The organism is Ilumatobacter coccineus YM16-304 (assembly GCF_000348785.1).
GTDB classification, from domain to species: Bacteria; Actinomycetota; Acidimicrobiia; order Acidimicrobiales; family Ilumatobacteraceae; genus Ilumatobacter_A; species Ilumatobacter_A coccineus.
The window spans coordinates 1135030-1153807 of record NC_020520.1 but is presented as its reverse complement, the minus strand read 5'-3'; the positions used below and the strand labels follow the sequence as shown (position 1 = coordinate 1153807).

The 18778-nt window shown below is 67.2% G+C and carries 15 protein-coding genes and 1 tRNA gene; 10 read left to right on the top strand and 6 right to left on the bottom strand.

The genetic code is table 11. The features are described 5' to 3' along the window. Positions 1 to 63 precede the first annotated feature (63 nt). Positions 64 to 139 (top strand) — tRNA-Arg (locus YM304_RS05160). A gap of 33 nt (positions 140 to 172) precedes the next feature. Here YM304_RS05160 and YM304_RS22050 read toward each other — a convergent pair. After that, on the bottom strand, positions 173 to 2269 hold the full coding sequence (locus YM304_RS22050; RefSeq protein ID WP_015440590.1) for an ATP-binding protein: 2097 nt from the start codon (positions 2267 to 2269) through the stop codon (positions 173 to 175). Positions 2270 to 2399: 130 nt separating this feature from the next. Here YM304_RS22050 and YM304_RS05150 point away from each other — a divergent pair, with 130 nt between their 5' ends. From YM304_RS05150 to YM304_RS22040, 8 genes are all read left to right on the top strand, one after another. Next, the gene (locus tag YM304_RS05150; RefSeq protein WP_051071320.1) at positions 2400 to 3551 is read left to right on the top strand and encodes a LacI family DNA-binding transcriptional regulator; all 1152 of its coding nucleotides are present in this window, start codon (positions 2400 to 2402) and stop codon (positions 3549 to 3551) included. 166 nt (positions 3552 to 3717) lie between these two features. Then, on the top strand, positions 3718 to 5151 hold the full coding sequence (locus YM304_RS05145; protein WP_015440588.1) for an ABC transporter substrate-binding protein: 1434 nt from the start codon (positions 3718 to 3720) through the stop codon (positions 5149 to 5151). 42 nt (positions 5152 to 5193) lie between these two features. After that, positions 5194 to 7521, top strand: coding sequence for a carbohydrate ABC transporter permease (locus YM304_RS25370; RefSeq protein ID WP_015440587.1), 2328 nt, complete (start codon positions 5194 to 5196; stop codon positions 7519 to 7521). 3 nt (positions 7522 to 7524) lie between these two features. Next, positions 7525 to 8496 (top strand): carbohydrate ABC transporter permease, encoded by a 972-nt coding sequence (locus YM304_RS05135; protein ID WP_015440586.1) that lies wholly within the window; start codon positions 7525 to 7527, stop codon positions 8494 to 8496. 46 nt (positions 8497 to 8542) lie between these two features. After that, positions 8543 to 9811: an aminotransferase class V-fold PLP-dependent enzyme gene (locus YM304_RS05130; RefSeq protein ID WP_015440585.1), complete on the top strand. Its 1269-nt coding sequence runs from the start codon at positions 8543 to 8545 to the stop codon at positions 9809 to 9811. 81 nt (positions 9812 to 9892) lie between these two features. Next, the gene (locus YM304_RS05125; RefSeq protein WP_015440584.1) at positions 9893 to 10792 is read left to right on the top strand and encodes an aldo/keto reductase; all 900 of its coding nucleotides are present in this window, start codon (positions 9893 to 9895) and stop codon (positions 10790 to 10792) included. Beyond that, positions 10789 to 11916 carry an LLM class flavin-dependent oxidoreductase gene (locus tag YM304_RS05120; RefSeq protein WP_015440583.1) on the top strand — a complete coding sequence of 376 codons (1128 nt, stop codon included), beginning with the start codon at positions 10789 to 10791 and terminating at the stop codon, positions 11914 to 11916. The genes YM304_RS05125 and YM304_RS05120 overlap by 4 nt, the downstream gene beginning before the upstream one ends. A gap of 39 nt (positions 11917 to 11955) precedes the next feature. Continuing rightward, positions 11956 to 12801, top strand: a complete 846-nt coding sequence (locus YM304_RS22040) for a hypothetical protein (protein WP_051071318.1) — start codon at positions 11956 to 11958, stop codon at positions 12799 to 12801. A gap of 87 nt (positions 12802 to 12888) precedes the next feature. Here YM304_RS22040 and YM304_RS05110 read toward each other — a convergent pair whose 3' ends face one another. Both YM304_RS05110 and YM304_RS24570 read right to left on the bottom strand, forming a co-directional pair. After that, positions 12889 to 14052 (bottom strand): ABC transporter ATP-binding protein, encoded by a 1164-nt coding sequence (locus tag YM304_RS05110; protein WP_015440581.1) that lies wholly within the window; start codon positions 14050 to 14052, stop codon positions 12889 to 12891. 61 nt (positions 14053 to 14113) lie between these two features. Next, entirely contained in the window at positions 14114 to 14527 is a 414-nt protein-coding gene (locus YM304_RS24570) for a PPOX class F420-dependent oxidoreductase (RefSeq protein WP_015440580.1), read from the bottom strand. 24 nt (positions 14528 to 14551) lie between these two features. On the opposite strand from YM304_RS24570, the gene YM304_RS24565 reads away from it, so the two are divergent. Beyond that, positions 14552 to 15148 carry a hypothetical protein gene (locus tag YM304_RS24565; RefSeq protein ID WP_015440579.1) on the top strand — a complete coding sequence of 199 codons (597 nt, stop codon included), beginning with the start codon at positions 14552 to 14554 and terminating at the stop codon, positions 15146 to 15148. A gap of 30 nt (positions 15149 to 15178) precedes the next feature. On the opposite strand, the gene YM304_RS25650 is transcribed toward YM304_RS24565, so the two are convergent. The 3 genes from YM304_RS25650 to YM304_RS05085 form a co-directional block, all read right to left on the bottom strand. Further along, on the bottom strand, positions 15179 to 15694 hold the full coding sequence (locus tag YM304_RS25650; protein ID WP_015440578.1) for a methylated-DNA--[protein]-cysteine S-methyltransferase: 516 nt from the start codon (positions 15692 to 15694) through the stop codon (positions 15179 to 15181). Continuing rightward, positions 15691 to 17271: a DNA-3-methyladenine glycosylase 2 family protein gene (locus YM304_RS05090; protein ID WP_015440577.1), complete on the bottom strand. Its 1581-nt coding sequence runs from the start codon at positions 17269 to 17271 to the stop codon at positions 15691 to 15693. Before YM304_RS05090 ends, YM304_RS25650 begins: the two co-directional genes overlap by 4 nt. A 92-nt stretch (positions 17272 to 17363) precedes the next feature. Continuing rightward, entirely contained in the window at positions 17364 to 18647 is a 1284-nt protein-coding gene (locus YM304_RS05085) for an MFS transporter (protein ID WP_015440576.1), read from the bottom strand. Positions 18648 to 18778 lie beyond the last annotated feature (131 nt).

Sequence of the window (18778 nt, the reverse complement as noted above, 5' to 3'; positions counted from 1 at the left end):
GCGACGGGTTCGGGATCGAAGTGTTGCCCGACGGCGCAGCGGCAGTACATTGCACGGTGCCCCGCCTTCGTAGCTCAGGGGATAGAGCACTGGTTTCCGGAACCAGGTGTCGCAGGTTCGAATCCTGCCGAGGGCGCCATTCGATCTCGACGCGTCGGCAGCCGCCGGCGTCTCAGAGCGACTTGAGCGCGTCGCTGATCGCCTCGTCGGCATACGCCAGCAACTGGAGGCGGGTCATCTCGACGCCGCGTTGACGCCACTGCTCGGCGCGGCGATGCAGAGCGATCTCACCGGCGGCGGCTTCGCGACGCGGCTTCGACGAGGCGATCCGTCGCGGGTCCTGATCGAGGTTGCCGAGGATGACGCCGGCCGATTCGAGTCGACCGATCTCGGCGAGGTTGATCGCCGCCGCTTCGAGCACGACGAACTCGTTGCCGACGTCTTGGTGCCGCTGCCAGTACGCGAGCGCCCCCTGCGCTGCTGCGAGCCCGGAGTACCCGGGTGCGTACACCTGCGACACGAGCACGTACCCGGTGAGGTTCGCGATCTGTTCGGAGCGGGCGATCTCGAGTGCTTCGGCGAAGCGCGCACGGGCGTACTCGACATCGCCGCGGGTGTAGGCGACGAGCCCCTGGTTGTAGGTGACGTGACCGAGGGCGACCGGGCTTCCCGACTCGCGGGCGATGTCGGCGGCGCGATCGTTCGACTCGACGGCGTCGTCGTAGGAGATGTGTTGGGCGTAGAGCTTGAAGACCGCTCCGGCCGAGAGTTGCATCGCTTGTTCGACCGGCCGCGGCGGAACGTCGATCATCATTGCGTCGGCGAGCTGCGCTGCTTCGGCGGTTCGTCCCTGATACAGCAGTTCGACGGCGCCGTAGTGGCGAGCCCATCCACGATCGGACGGCGTGGGCCGACGCGTGAGTGCGTCCTGGTTGGCGGCGAGCGCTCCTTCGTGGTCACCGGCGAGGAAGCGGGCGAACGCCAGGTGGAGATGTGCCGGCGCTCCGACGGGCAGGTCGGTCGCCTCGCCGCGTTCGATCGCTCGGATCGACCACGCGGCGGGTTCGGTCTCGACCGTCCAGCGACTCATGAAGAACAGGTCGCGCAGCAGACGGTCGACGTCGCCCGTGCGTTGGAGGTCGATCGCCCAGTTCATGGCGGCTCGGATGTTGTCCCACTCGACGGTGAATCGCTCGACGCCGCGCCGCCAGTCGCTGCCGTGACAGCGCGCGCTGGCCTCGCCGACGAGCGACACGACGTGGTCGAGGTGGGCGCTGCGGGCCGACGATCGCTCGCCGCGGTCGGCGAGCTGTCGATCACCGAAGTGACGCAGCGATTCGAGCACCTCGTAGCGCCCGCGATGTCGTTTCGACCGGGCGACCATCGACCGGTCGGCGAGGAGTTCGAGCATGTGTCCGACTTCGAGGTCTCGATCGCTCGGATCGAGGACGTCGCGAGCCGCCACCGCGTCGAAGCCACCGTGGAACACCGAGAGGCGGTCGAACAGCCGCCGTTCGGCGGCGCCGAGCAGGTCGTACGACCAGCGGACGGTTGCGCCGAGCGTCGCTTGTCGGTCGGTGCGTTCGCTGTCGCGCAGGATGCGGAATCGTTGGTCGAGGCGACCGGCGAGATCGGTCACCGACATCGTCGCGAGCTGGGCGGCGGCGAGTTCGAGCGCGAGCGGAAGACCATCGAGCGCCGTGCAGACGTGATCGATCTGGTCGACGTGTTTCACCGGATCGAACTCGGGGTCGACGAGCAGCGCTCGCCGAGCGAAGAGCTCGCGGGCCTCGCCGTCGAGGTTGAGCGGATCGAGCGTCCAGACCTGCTCGCCCACCACTCGCAGCAACTCGCGACTCGTCGCGACGATGCACAGGTCGGGGCAGGCGGCGAGCAGTTTGGTGCAGAGCCGGGCGGTCGCCCCCACGACCTGTTCGACGTTGTCGAGCACGAGCAGCGCCGACCGTCCGCGCAACACCGAGATCAACGCGTCGATCGAGGTGCCGTCTTCGTGCGGCAACGCACCGATGGTGTCTTCGATCGCCGACTCGACCGAGTCCGCGTCGAAGACCGCGGCCAGCTCACACATCCAGCGGTCGTCGAATCGGTCGGCGACCGCCGCCATGAGCACTTCGGCGATGGCGGTCTTGCCGACGCCGCCGACGCCAGAGATCGTGGTGATGGTGCCGGGTCGGACGATCGCGAGCAGGCCCGCGAGGTCGTCGTCGCGGCCGATCAACTCGTCGAGATGTTCGCCAGAATCGGTCACTTCGATCGAACCTAGCGAACCCCGGCCTCGCAACTCACCCCTGTCCACACAGCGACAGGAATCGGTGCCTCGGCGACCGACACGAACCCGCCTTGTGAAAGCGCTTACACTCGTGGCCCGGGAGTCACCGATGAGCACGCAACCAACGAATTCGCCGCCTGTCGGGCAGCACGACGCCGACACGAGCGCGGCAGTGCCCGACCCGTCGTCGACGGCCGCGGCGCATGTCCCGTCCGATGTCTCGTCGGGGCCGCGGGCCACGATCGAAGACGTCGCCACGGCAGCGCGGGTGTCGGTGGCCACGGTGAGTCGGGCGATGCGCGGGCTGCCCAACGTGGCCGCGGCGACACGCCAACGCGTCGTCGACGTCGCGCAGTCGCTGAACTACCGCCCCGACCCCGCCGCCTCTCGCCTCGCGGCCGGAAAGACGAAGACGATCACCGTCGGCGTGCCGTCGCTGAACGGCTGGTACTTCTCGACGGTCGTCGCCGGGGCCGAAGCCGTGTGCAACGAGGCCGGCTACGAGTTCCAGGTCATCGGCGTCGGCAGCCATGACGCCCGAGACCGTCTCCTCGACGACCGCTACCACCTCGAGCGCCGCACCGACGGCCTGATCCTCGTCGACGTCGAACCGAGCGACGAACAAGCGAGTGCCCTCGCGCGCCGCGGCGTGTCGCTCACCACGATCGGCGCGCGGATCGTCGGATGCCCGTCGGTGCAGATCGACGACGAACACGTCGGTCGTCTCGCCGCCGACCACCTCATCGGGTTCGGCCACCGCGACCTCGGCGTGATCAGCGGTCTCGACGACGACCCGATGAACTTCGCCGTACCGATGGCCCGTCGGAGCGGCTTCTTCGGCGGAGCCGCCGCGCACGGCATCACGCTCGGCGACGAGCACGTCCGCAACGGCAACTTCGGCGTCGATGGCGGTCGCGTGGCCACCGCCGAGCTTCTCGACGCTCCCCGACCGCCGACCGCGATCTTCGCGATGTCGGACGAGATGGCGTTCGGCGCGCTGATGGAACTCGAGCACCGCGCGCTCCGGCCGGGCGTCGACGTGTCGATCATCGGCGTCGACGACCACGAGTTCGCCCGCGTGGTCAAGCTCACCACGATTCGCCAGACCATCGCCGAACACGGCGCCGTGGCGGCTCGACTCCTGATCGAGGCGATGACGGTGCGGGCGACCGATGCGGGCGTCGACTACGTGCCGCCGGCGCACCAGCCGACCGTCGAGCTCGTCCAGCGAACCACCACCGGTCCGGCGCCGACGTCGTGACCGAACACACCGGGCCAGGTGGTCCGGTGACGGTGTGACGCTGTGAACAACCGATGAACAGCGCGCGACGTGCGCGTTGCGCTTGACGAAACCTTCCCGATATGTAAGCGTTTACATTGCCGGTACCGTTCCGGCACCTACATCCACATCACTGGGGGAGGACCCAATGAAGAAGCGCAGCTTGAAGCTGATTGCTGTTCCCGTTGCGTTGTCGTTCGTTGCCGCTGCGTGCGGTAGCGATGACGACGGCGCCGCGGAGGACACTCCGAACACCGAAGTCGAATCCGAAGAGCCCGCCGAGGAAGAGGCTCCGGCCGAAGAGGAAGCGGAAGAAGAGGCTCCGGCCGAAGAAGACACCCCGCCGCCCGTCGTGGTCGAGCGCACCGGCGACGAGATCATCGTGACCGGACCCGAGCGTGACGAGTCCGAAGCCGGCGCACTGCAGCAGGTGCTCGGCGCCTGGGGCGACGAGAACGGTGTCGAGGTCACGTACCTCGGCGACGCCGACTGGGAAGCCAACATCAACGTCCAGGTCGAAGGCGGCAACCCGCCCGACATCTCGATCTTCCCCCAGCCGGGCAAGCTCGCCGATTTCGCCCGCGCCGGATCCATCGTTCCGCTCGCCGACGACGCCGTCGCCGCCACCACCGAGAACTGGTCGGAAGCGTTCAACAGCTTCGCCAACGTCGACGGTGTGCAGTACGGCGTGCCCGTCAAGGCCGACCTCAAGTCCCTCGTCTGGTACCAGCCGGCCCGCTTCGAAGCCGACGGCTACACGGTACCGACGACGTTCGACGAGTTCACCGCACTGGTCGACGAGATCACCGCTGCAGGCGGCACCAAGGCCCTCTGCGTCGGCATCGAGTCCGGTCAGGCAACGGGTTGGACCTTCACCGACTGGGTCGAAGACATGGTCCTGCGTCAGCACGGCGCAGACGTCTACGACCAGTGGGTCAACCACGAGATCCCGTTCAACGATCCGCAGATCGTCGAGTCGATGCAGACCGTGCTCGACCTCTTCTCGGAAGACAACGTCTACGCCAACTCCGGCACGATCGCCGCAACGGCGTTCCAGGACAACGGCCAGCCGCTGGTCGACGGTGACTGCTACATGCACCGTCAGGCCTCGTTCTACTCGGCATTCATCCCCGAAGGCACCGCCTTCGCCGATGGCTCCGAGGGTGCGGTCGACGTGTTCTACTTCCCCGACATCAACGGTGACGCCCCGGTTCTCGGTGCTGGCACGTTCGCCTCGGCGTTCAACGACCGCCCCGAGGTCCACGAGCTCCTCGCCTACATGTCGAGCCCCGACTACGCCGAAGCACGTCAGGTGGCGCAGCAGGAACTGAAGGGTGGCGGCGACGCCCTCTCCGGCTTCCTCTCGGCTGCCATCGGTCAGGACCCGAGCGTCTACCAGCCGCTCGAGCAGTCGTTCCTCGACATCCTGGCCTCGGCTGAGATCGTGCGCTTCGACGCCTCCGACCTGATGCCCGCCGACGTCGGTGCCGGTTCGTTCTGGACCGAAGGCACCGCCGCCGTCAACGGCGACAAGACCGCTCAGGAAGCTGCCGACGCCATCGAAGCGTCGTGGCCGAGCTGAGCAACTGAACACCCGTCGATCCCCTTCGGGGGTGAGACAACCGTGAGCGATGAGGGGCGCCGACACCAGGTGTCGGCGCCCTTCGTCGTTCCGACGCAGCGCGACATGGAAGTATCGGGGAATGGGGAGTTCCACATGACGGTGATCGACGACCTCGCCGAACAGGACGAGGACATCATCAAAGGGGTCGTCGGAGACCGGCCCGACGAGATCTCGACCGCGGCCGTGATCGGCCGCTGGTTCAAACGTGTGTTGCTGGCCATCGTTGCGGTCTTCGTGATCGCCATGCTGGTGACGCAACCCAAGGCGCAGAAGACCGCGATCGTCGCGCTCGCCTCCATCGGCTTGAGCCTGGCGGTCTGGATCGGCGCCAACCTGGTGTTCAACCAGGCACGCAGCCGATGGATGCGGTTCAGAGCACTCGTCTTCGGCATCGTCGGCTTCGCGTTCGGCGCCGTGGTCAGCGGCAACCGACTCCTCGACGGCGCTGGTTCCGGGTTCTTCTCGTGGGTCTGGTTCCCGCTCGTGACCGCGGCGATCGCCGCCGCCGTCGGCGCTGCGCTCGCCACCACCGATGAGCCCACCACTCGGCTGGCACTCGGCATCGGCGGCGTGGGTGCGATCGGGCTGCTCACCGGCGTCCTGCTCGACGAGAGCGCCCGTCCCGAGTTCGAGGTCGTCCCGCTCATCATCGCCACCGTCGTCACGGCGGGAATCGGCGCAGCGGTCTCCACCCTCCGCCGTCTGCCCGTACTGCACGGCGCGCTCTGGGGCGCCGCAGCCGGTTGGGGCATCGGTGCGTTCGCATTCCCCGATCTCGGTGACGGACCGGCCGGCTGGGCGATCATCGCCGCGACCGTCCCGATGGCCATCGTCGGGCTGCGTCTCGGTCTGGCCACCAATCCCGATGCCCCTGGCCGAGCCCGGATCGACACGCGGTCACGGAGCTTCATCTTCCTCGCGCCGGCCCTGTTGTTCATCGGCGGGACCCTCGTCGCGCCGGCACTGCGAACGCTCTACCTGTCGTTCTACGGCGACGATTCGGTCGAGCGGGTCTGGTTCGGCAACTACGTCGACATCTGGCAGGACCCGAACTCGCGCGACTTCGACGACTGGACGAACATGTTCACCAGCGTCCCGTTCATCATCGGGGTGGTGCTGCTCGTCGTCTTCGCCGTGGTCGGCACCCAGATGAAGAAGACGACCGGTCGCGTCGTCGAACTCGGCAGCCCGAGCTTCGGGCCACTCGTCGCCGGCCTGCTGTTCTTGGCCTTCGGTGTCTTCACCGCACTGCGCGGCACGATCATCAACAACCTCTGGTGGGTCGTGGTCGTCACGCTCTTCTCGACGGCACTCGGACTCGCCGTTGCGGTGCTCGCTCAAGACGCGCCGTTCGAACGCCTCGCCAAGTCGATCATCTTCCTGCCGATGGCGATCTCGCTCGTCGGCGCCTCGGTGATCTGGCGTTTCATGTACGTCGCCCGAGACTCGTCGAAGGAACAGACCGGCGTGCTGAACGCGCTGTGGGTCGGGCTCGGACGATTGTCGACCGGCCAAGGCATCGCCTCGGTCGTGCTCGTGTTCGCCACCATGCTGATCGGCGCCTCGTACGTGCTCCGATCGCTCAAGGCCCGCAAGTGGCTCTACGCCATCGTCGCACTGATCCTCACACCGCTCGCCATGTTCCTCGTGATGATCGTCTGGAACAGCTTGGGCGGCAACGTCATGAAGGCGGTCGTCGGCATCCCGTTGACGCTGATCTTCGTCGCACTCGTCGCCTACGGCGGCCAGCAGTTGACCCGACGGGCCTACGGTTCGGCAGCGATTCCCGCTGTCGCCGCACTCGGCCTCGGCTGGTTCCTCGTTCGATACTGGGGGATCATCGGCGGCGGCGTCGGCGGCCAGCGACGCAACGACGCCGGTGTCCTGTTGGCCGACCCGATCAACTTCGTGCAGGAGCAGCCGTACAACAACGTGTTCCTGATGGTCGTGCTCATCTGGATCCAGACCGGTTTCGCGATGGTCATCCTGTCGGCTGCCATCCAGGCGGTCCCCGACGAGATCATCGAGGCCGCTCGGGTCGACGGTGCCACTCAGTCGCAGATCTTCTGGCGGGTCACGCTGCCGCAGATCGGCCCGACGATCGGCGTGGTCGTCACCACGATCATCGTGCTGGTGATGAAGGTCTACGACATCGTGAAGGTGATGGCCAACGACAAGTTCGAGACGTCGGTGCTCGCCAACGACATGTACAACCAGGCGTTCCAATTCGGCAACACCGGTCGTGGCGCCGCCCTGGCGATGCTCATCTTCGTCAGTGTGATGCCGATCATGATCACCAACATCCGACGCATGCAGCGGGAGAACTGAGCGATGTCGAACGTCCCTCTCATCAGCCCATCCTCGGTCGGCAGCGACGCCGCGTCGTCCGACAGCGGATTCGTCACACGGGTGTACTCGAAGCTGCGCGGTCTCCCCATGTGGGTGCTGTGGGGCATCGTCGTCGTGTGGAGCCTGCCGACCATCGGTCTCGCCGTCAGCGGGTTCCGGTCACGCGATGCGCAGCGCCAGAGCGGTTGGTGGACCGCCGGCTTCGACGACGGTTCCCTCGAGAACTACCGCACCATCCGCGACGCGTCGGCGAGCGGCACCATCGGCGATTCGCTCCTCAACTCGATGGCGATCGCGATCCCGGCGACGATCATTCCGATCGCCATCGCCGCATTCGCCGCCTACGCCTTCGCGTGGATCGACTTCAAGGGCCGCAAGGGACTCTTCATCGCCACGGTCGCCTTGCTCGCCGTTCCGCTGCAGGTGGCACTCATCCCGCTGCTCCAGTTGTACGTCGGCGGGTCGCACCTGACGATCCCGTTGATCGACAAGACGATCACGTTGTTCCCCGACCTCGATCTGCAGGGGACGGCGGCGGCGGTGTGGCTGACGCACACGGGTTTCGCGCTGCCGTTCGCGATCTTCCTGCTGCACAACTACATCTCCGGGCTTCCCGGTGACGTGTTCGAAGCCGCTCGCATCGACGGTGCCGACCACTTCACCATCTTCTGGCGCCTCGTACTCCCGCTCTCGGTTCCGGTGCTGGCCGCGTTCGCGATCTTCCAGTTCCTCTGGACGTGGAACGACTACCTGGTCGCCAACACCTTCGCCGGCAACAACAAGGACGCGAGACCGACGACGATCCTGATCGCGAACCTCGCGGGCGACTTCGGTGCGAACGAACACCTCCTCCCGGCCGCGGCATTCGTGCAGGCGTTCTTCCCGCTGATCGTGTTCTTCGCGCTGCAACGTTTCTTCGTGCGCGGTCTGCTCGCCGGTTCGGTCAAGGGCTGACACTCCCCAAACCTCCGTCGGCGTCAGGCGATGTACGTTGACGCCCATGTCCGATCACGCATCAACTCCGACGCTCGACCTCGACGTCGTGCGGGCCCAGTTCCCTGCGTTCGATCAGCCGATCAACCGTGACCAGTCGTTCTTCGACAACGCCGGCGGGTCGTACGCCTGCCGGCACACGATCGACGCGCTGACCGCGTACTACACCGCCAACAAGGTGCAGCCGTACAGCGAGTACGCGGCGTCGGCCGATGCCGGCGAGCAGATGGATGCGTCGCGTCGACGGTGGGCCGAGGCGCTGGGGGTGGCCACCAACGAGGTCGTGTTCGGCCCGTCGACGTCGATCAACACCTTCGTGCTCGCCGATGCGTTCGCACCGCTCCTCGGGCCGGGCGACGAGGTCATCGTCACCAACCAAGACCACGAGGCCAACACCGGAGCGATCCGGCGCATGGCCGAACGGGTCGGCGCAACCGTGATCGAGTGGCGGATCGACCCCGAGACCGGGCTGCTCGACCCCGACGAGTTCCGGTCGCTGCTGTCGTCGGCGACGAAGCTCGTCACCGTCCCGCACGCCTCGAACATCGTCGGACAGGAGAACGACGTCGCGCAGGTCTCCGCCGCCGCGCACGCCGTGGGGGCCCGGGTGATCGTCGACGGCGTGTCGTTCGCCCCACACACGATTCCCGACGTCGCCGCACTCGACGCCGACATCTACCTGTTCAGCCTCTACAAGACGTACTCGGTGCACCAGGGGCTCATGGTCGTGCGCAACGGACTCCTCGGCGAACTCCCGAACCAGAGTCATTTCTTCAACGCCGACGTTCCCGACAAGCGGCTCAACCCGGCCGGTCCCGATCACGCGCAGGTCGCTGCGGCGGGAGCGGTGCTCGACTACGTCACCGACCTGCATCGTGCGCACGGAGGGTCGAGCGACGACTCACTGCGTGTGATGTGCAGCACCGTGTCGAGCCGGTGGCGCGACCACGAGGATGTGCTGACCGGCCGGCTGCTCGACGAACTCGGCTCCCACGACCAACTCCGCGTCCTCGGCCCCCGAACCGTCGACGCCGCGGGTGGGCACCGCTGTCCGACCATCGCGTTCTCGCCGCTCGATCGCGAGCCGACCGACGTCGCGCACCGGCTCGTCGAACGCGGTGTGCAGACGAGCGCAGGTCACTACTACGCCGTGCGTGTGCTCGAGGGGCTCGGCCTCGACCCGGCACGCGGCGTGGTGCGACTGTCGTTCGTGCACTACACCTCGGCCGCCGACATCGATCGTGCGTGCGAAGCGATCGCCGCCGAGTTCGGCTGAGCCGACGGTCGGCACACTCGGTCACCGATCCTCGATCACCGACGCTCATGGGCACCCGCCGACGGGCGATAGATTCGAGTCGTGACGCTCGTTCAAACGCAGTCCCGGGTCCTCGGCTCGCTTCCACCCGTCGGCCCCATCTCGTACGGATCGTGGCGGTTCACCGACGACGATCTCGCCACGGGGCAGATGCTGCTCGAAACGGCGATCGGGGCGGGCATGAACCTGATCGACACCGCCGACGTGTACGGCTTCGACTGGGGCGGCACCGGTTTCGGCCAGGTCGAAGAGATCCTCGGACGGATCCTGGCCACCACGCCCGGACTGCGCGACAAGATCGTGCTCGCCACGAAGGGCGGCATCGCGCCACCCACCCCGTACGACTCCTCGCCGAAGTACCTGCGGTCGGCCGTCGAGGCGTCGCTCACGCGTCTGCAGACCGACGTGATCGACCTGTACCAGATCCACCGTCCCGACATGTACACGCATCCGGCCGACGTCGCCATCACGCTCAACGCGCTGCGCGAAGAAGGCAAGATCCGTGAGGTCGGCGTGTCGAACCACACGCCCGCACAGGTGGCGGCCCTGCAAGCCCACCTCGAGTTCGGCATCGCCTCCAACCAGCCCGAGTTCTCGGCCACCCACCTCGACCCGATGCGCGACGGCACGTTCGACCAGTGCATGGAGCTCCGGATCACGCCGATGGCGTGGAGCCCGCTCGCCGGCGGCAGCCTCGCAACCGGCGAGGGCGTCTCGCCCGACCTGCTCTCGGTGCTCGACCGTCTCGCCGAGCGTGAAGGCGTCGATCGCAGCCAGATCGCGATCGCATTCGTGCTCGCTCACCCCTCGGCGCCCATCGCCATCGTCGGTACGCAGAACCCCGACCGCATCCGATCGTCGACCGCCGCGCTCGGGGTCAGCCTCGATCGCGCCGACGTGTACGCCATCGTCCAAGCTTCCGAAGGAGTGCCCCTGCCATGAGTCACGTGACTCGTCCCGACGTTCCCGAGATCTCGTGGTTCAGCGCGCTGTGCGACGACGACTACGAGTTTCTCGGCGTGCCCGACGCATCGCTCGCCGCCTCGTGGCCTCACTGCCGTGACATCGTGCAGGCCGCCGACCGGGGCGGTTTCGACAACGTGCTCTTGCCGTCGGGGTATCAGCTCGGCATCGACTCCACTGCGTTCGCCGCAGCGATCTCCACGCACACCGACGACATCAACCTCCTGCTCGCGGTTCGCATGGGTGAGATGTGGTTGCCGCAGCTGGCACGACAGCTGGCGTCGATCGACCAGTTCTCCAACGGCCGCCTGACGATCAACATCATCTCGTCCGACATCCCCGGCGAAGCACTCGACTCGGCACCGCGCTACCAGCGCACCCGCGAGTGGATGCAGGTACTGCGCAAGCTGCTCGACCGCGAATCGATCGACTTCCACGGCGAATACGTGAACCTCGAACTCGACCCACCGCGGGTCGGCACCACCACCGGCACGTGCCCTCCGTTCTACTTCGGTGGCTTCTCCCCCGCCGCGAAAGACGTCGCCGCCGCCGAAGCCGACGTGTTCCTCACGTGGCCCGACACCGTTGCGTCGGTCGGCGACACGGTCACCGAGATGAACGCGCTCGCCCGCGAACGGTACGACCGCGACATCCTCTGCGGGCTTCGTGCACACGTCATCGTCCGCGAGACCGAGGCCGAGGCACGCGCTGCCGCCGAACGACTGGTGTCGAAGCTCGACGCCGACACCGGCGACGCGATCCGCAACAAGTCGCTCGACGCTGCATCGGTCGGTGTGTCACGCCAGGCCGAGCTGCGCGAATCGGCGGCCGACGACGGCTTCGTCGAAGACAACCTCTGGACCGGGGTCGGCCGGGCTCGGAGCGGCGCCGGCGCGGCGATCGTCGGCGACCCCGACCAGGTCGTGGCCAAGCTGCGCGCCTATCAGGAGGCCGGAGTGAGCGCCTTCATCCTGTCGGGCTACACGCACCAGGCCGAGTGCGATCTGGTCGCCGAGCACGTGCTGCCGGCCATCGAGCACGCACCGATTCGGCCGCGTTTCACCTCCGACCTGTCGACCGGCCAGACGACCGGCTCGGCATAGAAGCCTCATCCACACTCCCGCATCGGCCATGATGTGGGGATGAGCAACGACGACGCGAACGGGTTCCCGCCCCAGCCAGGTCAACCGAACGACGGATCGGGCTTCCCCGCCGCGCCGAACTACAACGACCCACCGGCAGCGCCGGGCCAGCCGCCCGCGCCGGGCACCCCGCCGACTCCCGGCACCCCGCCCGCTCCCGGTCAGCCGCCGGCACCGAACTACGGACAGCCCCCGGCCGCGCCGCAGTACGACCAGCAACCCCCGGCCCCGCAGTACGGCCAAGCTCCTCCCCCGCCACAACCCGACTACGGCCAGGCACCCCCTCCTCCGGGCGCCGGCCAACCGCCGCAGCAGCCCGGCTTCGGTGCCCCTCCGGGCTATGTCGCCGCCGGACAGGGCGGCATGGTCAAGGCGCCGCGTCCCGACGTCAAGATCGGCGCCATCCTCGTCATCGTCGGCTCGGTGCTCTCGATCATCGGCGTGTTCCTGCCGTGGGCGTCGGGCGGCGGCGAGTCGGTCAACGGCATGGACGACTTCATCTTCATGAGCGACGGCTCGCTGTACTTCGCCGAGAGTCCCGGCACGATCCCGATCGTGTTCGCCGTCATCATGCTGGCCTTCGGTGTGACCCTGCTGCTCGCCGGACGCGTGTTGGCCGTGGCGATCCTGGCGATCATCGGTGCCGTGATCGCGCTGTTCATCGGACTCGCGATGATCGGCATCGCCACCGGGCTCACCGACGACATCAGCTCGGCTGATCTCGGCATCGGAGCCATCATCCAGCCGATCGCTCCGCTCGTCAGCCTCGCCGGCGCGATCGTCGCCACGTCGAAGCGCCGCAAGATGGTCCCGGCAGAAGGCGTGCAGCCGCCGTTCTACGGCTGATCGGATTCACGAGACATCGAGCGTCTCCGACCCGGTGCCCTCGGTGGCCCGGTCGGAGCGTTCGATGGTCTCAGTGCGGGGCGCCGCTCAGCGGATGGCCTGCTGGTCGGCGAAGTCGAAGAAGTGCATGTTCTCGGTGTTGACCGCAACCGTGACCGGTTGACGCATCCGAGCGGTCGAGCGGGGGTGGAACCGACCGACCGTGTTGGCGGCACCTTCCTGCTCTTCGCCCGCATCGGGGTCACCGGAGTCGACCGTGCGGGCGTCGATGTTGAAGTGCACCATGATCTCGGAGCCGAGCGCTTCGATGAGCGTGACCTCGGAGGTGACCTGGCGATCAGACGTGTCGTGCTCGACCATCGAGGCATCTTCGAAGTCTTCGGGGCGGATGCCCACGATGACGTTCTTGCCGTCGTGATCCCGCAGGCCCGGACGAGCCTCGACCGCCTTCGCATCGAGCCGCAGCGAGTTCGAGCCCAGCTGCACGTTGGCGCCGTGGTCGTCGAACGTGACGACGCCTTCGAAGAGGTTCATCGACGGCGACCCGATGAATGCCCCCACGAACACGTTCTGCGGGAAGTCGTAGAGGTTCTGCGGCGTGTCGACCTGCTGGAGGTACCCGTCTTTCAGGACCGCCACGCGGTCGCCCATCGTCATCGCTTCGATCTGGTCGTGGGTGACGTACACGGTGGTGACCGCGAGCTCACGCTGCAACGCCGCGATCTCGGCACGCATCTGCACACGCAACTTCGCATCGAGGTTCGACAACGGCTCGTCCATCAAGAACGCCGCCGGCTGACGCACGATCGCCCGACCCATCGCCACACGCTGACGCTGACCGCCCGACAACTGACCCGGCTTACGATCGAGATTCGCGTCGAGCTCGAGGATCTTCGACGCATGCCGCACACGACGATCGATCTCGTCCTTGGGCACCTTCGCCAACTTCAACGCAAAACCGATGTTGTCGTACACCGTCATGTGCGGATACAGCGCATAGTTCTGGAACACCATCGCGATGTCGCGGTCCTTCGGCTCCACGTCGTTGACGACCTTGTCGCCGATCTTCATCTCGCCACCCGAGATCGACTCGAGCCCCGCAATCATCCGCAACGCCGTCGACTTACCGCAACCCGACGGCCCGACCAGAACGAGGAACTCCTTGTCGGCGATCTCGAGGTCGAGGTCGTGGATGGCGTGATAGCCGTTCTCGTAGATCTTGTTCACCTTGTCGAGCGTGACGGTTGCCATTGAGGATCCTCCAGAAAGAATGAAAGCGGTTGCAGGTTAGCTCAGAAGCCGGATGAAGGGCTCATGAAGTCGGGGCGTCGAGACGGATCAACACGGCGGCGTTCGACTGTGTCTCGCCCTTCTTGAACAGTCCGCGCACGGCGTTCATCGCCTTGATCACGGTGACCCAGATGCCGTACTTGTCGGCGACCAACGTTCGGACCTGTTCGAACTCCGGGCCTTGGGTCACCTCGGCGGTTCCGGTGACCTCGACGGCGTCGTCATCGACGTTTCCTCGTTGATCGCACGGACGCAACGTGACCTTCGGGGTCTTCTGGATCCGCTTGACTTTCCACGAATCGATCGACGTGGTGAAGCCGACGCGCCCGTCGGGGAGTTCGACGATCCAGACCGGGAGCGGTTTCGGGGTGCCGTCGCTCGTGTACGTCGTCAACGACACGTACTTGTTGGTCGAGATCGCGGTCGTGTTGGTCATGGGCTCACGGTAGCGTCGCTGCCCATGGCCGTGAACCAGATGAAGAACCGTATGCAAGCACTGGGCTTGCTCGATCGCGCCTTCAAGGCGACGACCGACGACGAGTTGATGACCGCGGTCGACGCGCTCGACGACGACCACCGCGAAGGACTCGAGTCGTTCGTCGACGAGATGACCGCCGACGGCATCCGTGCCGGCGTCAAGGCGGGCCGCATCGACGGTGGGATGGAAGCCATCGCCGCCATCACGACCGATGCCTGTCTCGCCGACTGCATCGAGCAGCTCGGCGACCATGCCGACAACCCCTCGACCGATCAGCTCAAAGAGGTGCTGCCGGGTCTCATCGAGCGCCACAGCGTCGGCATCGTGCGCATCATGCTCGCCGGAACGGTCGCCGGTGAGGCGCCCGCCGCAGCAATCATTCGCGACCTGCTGAAGAACGACGACGCGGTTGCGCTGCCCAAGGCCGAGGTGACCGAGATCGCCCCGCTGATCGACACGGCCAAGCGCTCCGACGACGAGCAGGCCGAACTGCGTGCCAAGCGCAAGGCCGCCAAGAAGGCCAAGCAGGAAGAGGCCCGTCTGCGCAAGGCGCAAGCGGCCGCTTCCCGCCGCAAGTAGTCACGATCTTCCGGCGCCGAGCGGTGCGCGTCAGAGCAACGTCTGGCCGGCGACGCGTCGTTCGTGGTCGAGCAAGAATCGCTTGGTGTCGACGCCGCCGGCGAAGCCGGTGAGCGAGCCGTTCGAGCCGACCACTCGGTGGCAGGGCACGATGATCGAGATCGGGTTCTTCCCGTTCGCCGCGCCGACGGCTCGGGCCTTGTTCTTGTCGCCCATCCGTTCGGCTTGCTCGCCGTAGCTCACGGTGGCGCCGTACGGGATCGTGCGGAGTGCGAGCCACGCCTGTTGCTGGAACTCGGTGCCGATCGGGTCGAGCGGCAGGTCGAAGTCGGTGCGGTTGCCGTCGAAGTACTCGCCGAGTTGGCGTTGAACGTCGTCGATCACCGGGTGGGTCCCGGCCGCGTCGGCATCGAGCGAACCGGCGCTGGGCACCCGCCGCTCGTCGTCGGCTGGCCAGAGCACGGCGCGTACGCCGCGGTCGGAGACGACGACGGTGAGTGGACCGACCGGGCTGTCGATGATGGCGGAGACGAGTCGTTCGGTCATGAGCGTGCTTTCGTGCGGGTCGAGCTGACTGGGTTCTTGGTGGTTGGCTTGCTGGTGGTCGGCTTGCTGGTGGTCGGCGGTTGGTCGAGGCTGGCCCAGAGGTGATGGACGGCGTACGAGCGCCAGGGGGCACACGCGTCGAACACGGACGACGACCGGTCGTCGAGACCGAGCGCACGGAGTGCGTGGACGACACCGAGGTCGCCGCCGAGCGGCGTGTCGGGATGGCCGAGACCGCGCATCACGACGTAGTCGGCGGTCCAGGGCCCGATGCCCTTGAGGCCGAGCAGGCGCGCTCTCGCTTCCTGTGGGTCGACGCCGACGTCGAGCCGGAGCGAGCCGTCGGCGACCGCGGCGGCGAGGCGTCTGATCGTGTCGCGCCGAGCCGTCGGCATCGAGAACGCGTCGTCGGGAGCCTCGGCGAGCGCCGCCGGTGTGGGAAACGCGTGCGTGAGCACCGGGTCGTCGACGGCGAGCGGAGCGCCCACGGCCTCGACGATCCGGCCCGCGACCGTGCGTGCTCCGGCGACCGAGATCTGCTGGCCGATGATCGCCCGGACAGCGGTTTCGTACGGATCGACGCTCGCCGGGGCGCGACGGCCGGGCGCGAGTTCGACGAGCGGGGCGAGGTCTGCCTGTGACCGCAGGTGCTCGTCGACCGCCTGCGGGTCGGCATCGAGATCGAAGAGGCGTCGCAGGCGGTGGACGGCCGTGCCGAGGTCGGCCCAATCGGTGAGCACGACCTTCGCGACGAGATGGTCGGCGGCTGGCGCGTCGGGCGTGCCACCAGTGCGCAGGTCGACGATCCCGTGTCCGCCGGGCAGATCGAGCACTCGCCGATACACCGCCGGTTGCTCCGTCTGGTCGTCGGCGCCGTCGTACCGTTCCGACCCGGGGATCGCCCGGCCGCCGATGAAGTCGAGCACCTCGACTGCGGCGAACGGCGGGCGGGTCGGCAGACGAAGTTGTACCGACGCCGCTCCGTTCGCGGCACCATCGGCGTCGCGTCGCGTGGCCGAGGCGGCTCGCAACTCGCTCGGCGCCGCAGCGAATACCTCGCGAATCGTGTCGTTGAACTGGCGCACGCTGCCGAAGCCGGCAGCGAAGGCGACGTCGGTGAGGGTGAGTTCGGTCGTCTCGATGAGGATGCGGGCCGTCTGCGCTCGTTGCGCTCGGGCGACGGCGAGCGGGCCGGCACCGACCTCGTCGGTGAGCAGTCGGTTGAGGTGTCGCTCGCTGTAGCCGAGTTGTCTGGCGAGGCCGGGCACGCCGACTCGTTCGACGACACCGTCGGCGATGAGTCGCATGGCCCGTCCGACGACGTCCTGGCGGATGTTCCAGTCGGGCGACCCGGGTGTCGCATCGGGGCGGCACCGCTTGCACGCTCGGAACCCTCGCTGCTGGGCAGCCGCAGCCGTGTGATGAAACTCGACGTTGGTCTGCTTCGGGGTGATGGCAGGACAGCTCGGGCGACAGTAGATACCGGTCGTGCGAACGGCGGTGACGAACCACCCGTCGAAGCGTGCGTCGCGGCTCGCTGCGGCGGCGTAGCAACGGTCGTGGTCGAGGGGTGGCATGTCGCCAGTGTGGCGGAAATCAGCCGCCCCCACCAGCGGGAATCAGACACGACGATCGCGACCCGCAGGCGCACGTCCTCGGCCAAAGTTGATTACGCGGCTCCCGGAGCGATGTAATCAACTTGGTCGGTGGCTGGGGACAGGGGAACGACTTTGGTGCGCAGCACCCAGATGCCGACGACGCACATCGCGGCACCGGCGAAGAACGCGCTGCGCTCGCTGACGAGTTGCGCGAGTGCTCCGACGAACAGGCCGCTCACGGCCGAGCCGATCTCGAAGAACATCGTGAACGAACTGATCGCGACGGCGCGGTCGGCGTCGGAGACGCGGTTCACGGTCAGCGCCATCAACGACGGGTAGTTGAATGCTGCACCGAGGCCGATGAACACGGCCCCGACCCACAGCGACGGCGCCGTGGCAAACGTGCCCACGATGACGAGTCCAATGACGAAGAAGCCGAGCGCCATCGTGACGGCGCGGCGCGGTCCGAGACGTTCGGGAAGCGTCGCACCGAAGATGCGGATCAGCACGGAGACCACCGAGTAGACGAGGAACAGGCCGCCCGACGAACCGAGTCCGACCGTGCGTGAGAAGTCGGGGATGAACAGGAAGAACGACGTGAGTCCGCCGACGCCGAGCGCCAAGACCGTGCCCGGAAACACGGCGGCCGGATGCACGTACTTGCCGATGCCTCGACGGGGCGGTGCATCGGGTTCGACGACGTCGTCGCCGGTCTGCGCGTCGGGCGACACCACTCGCGACGGCACGAACAAAGCGATGAGTCCGGCCGCGATCGCAAAGCATCCGGCGGCGACGAACGTCCGCTCGAACTGCGTGTCGTCGAGGAGCCACTCGCCGAAGACCGGGCCGACGCCGAGCCCGGTGAACACCGCCACCGAGAAATAGCTCGCCCCTTCGGCGCGCCGATGCCTCGGCGACAGGTCGGCGATCAGCGTGGCCGCACCGACGAACATCGCCGCTTCGCCGATGCCGGTGAGCGCTCGGAAACCGAGCAGGGCGCCGAGTGACGAGATCTGGCTCATACCGAAGCCGCCGGTCGACGCGATGAACGCGCCGCCGATCATGATGACGCGACGCCCGTAGCGGTCGGCGATCCGGCCGAGGAGTGGTCGAGCGACTACTGCTGCCACCGCGAAGACCGCGGCGTTGACCCCCACGCCGAACTCGCCGCCATCGAGCGGGCCTTCGATGTAGAGCGGAATCAACGGCAGCAGCGTGCCGATGTACATGAAGAACGCGAACGCGCTGACCGTGACGGTGACGAACGGCACGGTGATCAGGCGGTCGGGCGGCGCGACGTACGCGCGCTGACGACGAGACGATTCGGTGCTCGTGGAGTCGGCGGCGTCGGACACGCGGTCATCCTGTCGATCAGATCGCGGCGCGACGCGATCCAGGCCGCCGGCATGCCGCATGTCACAGCGACGCCGCTAGCGTTCGCATCTCGGTTGCTCGTCAACTCCCTCGGACTCCCAACACCGGTTGG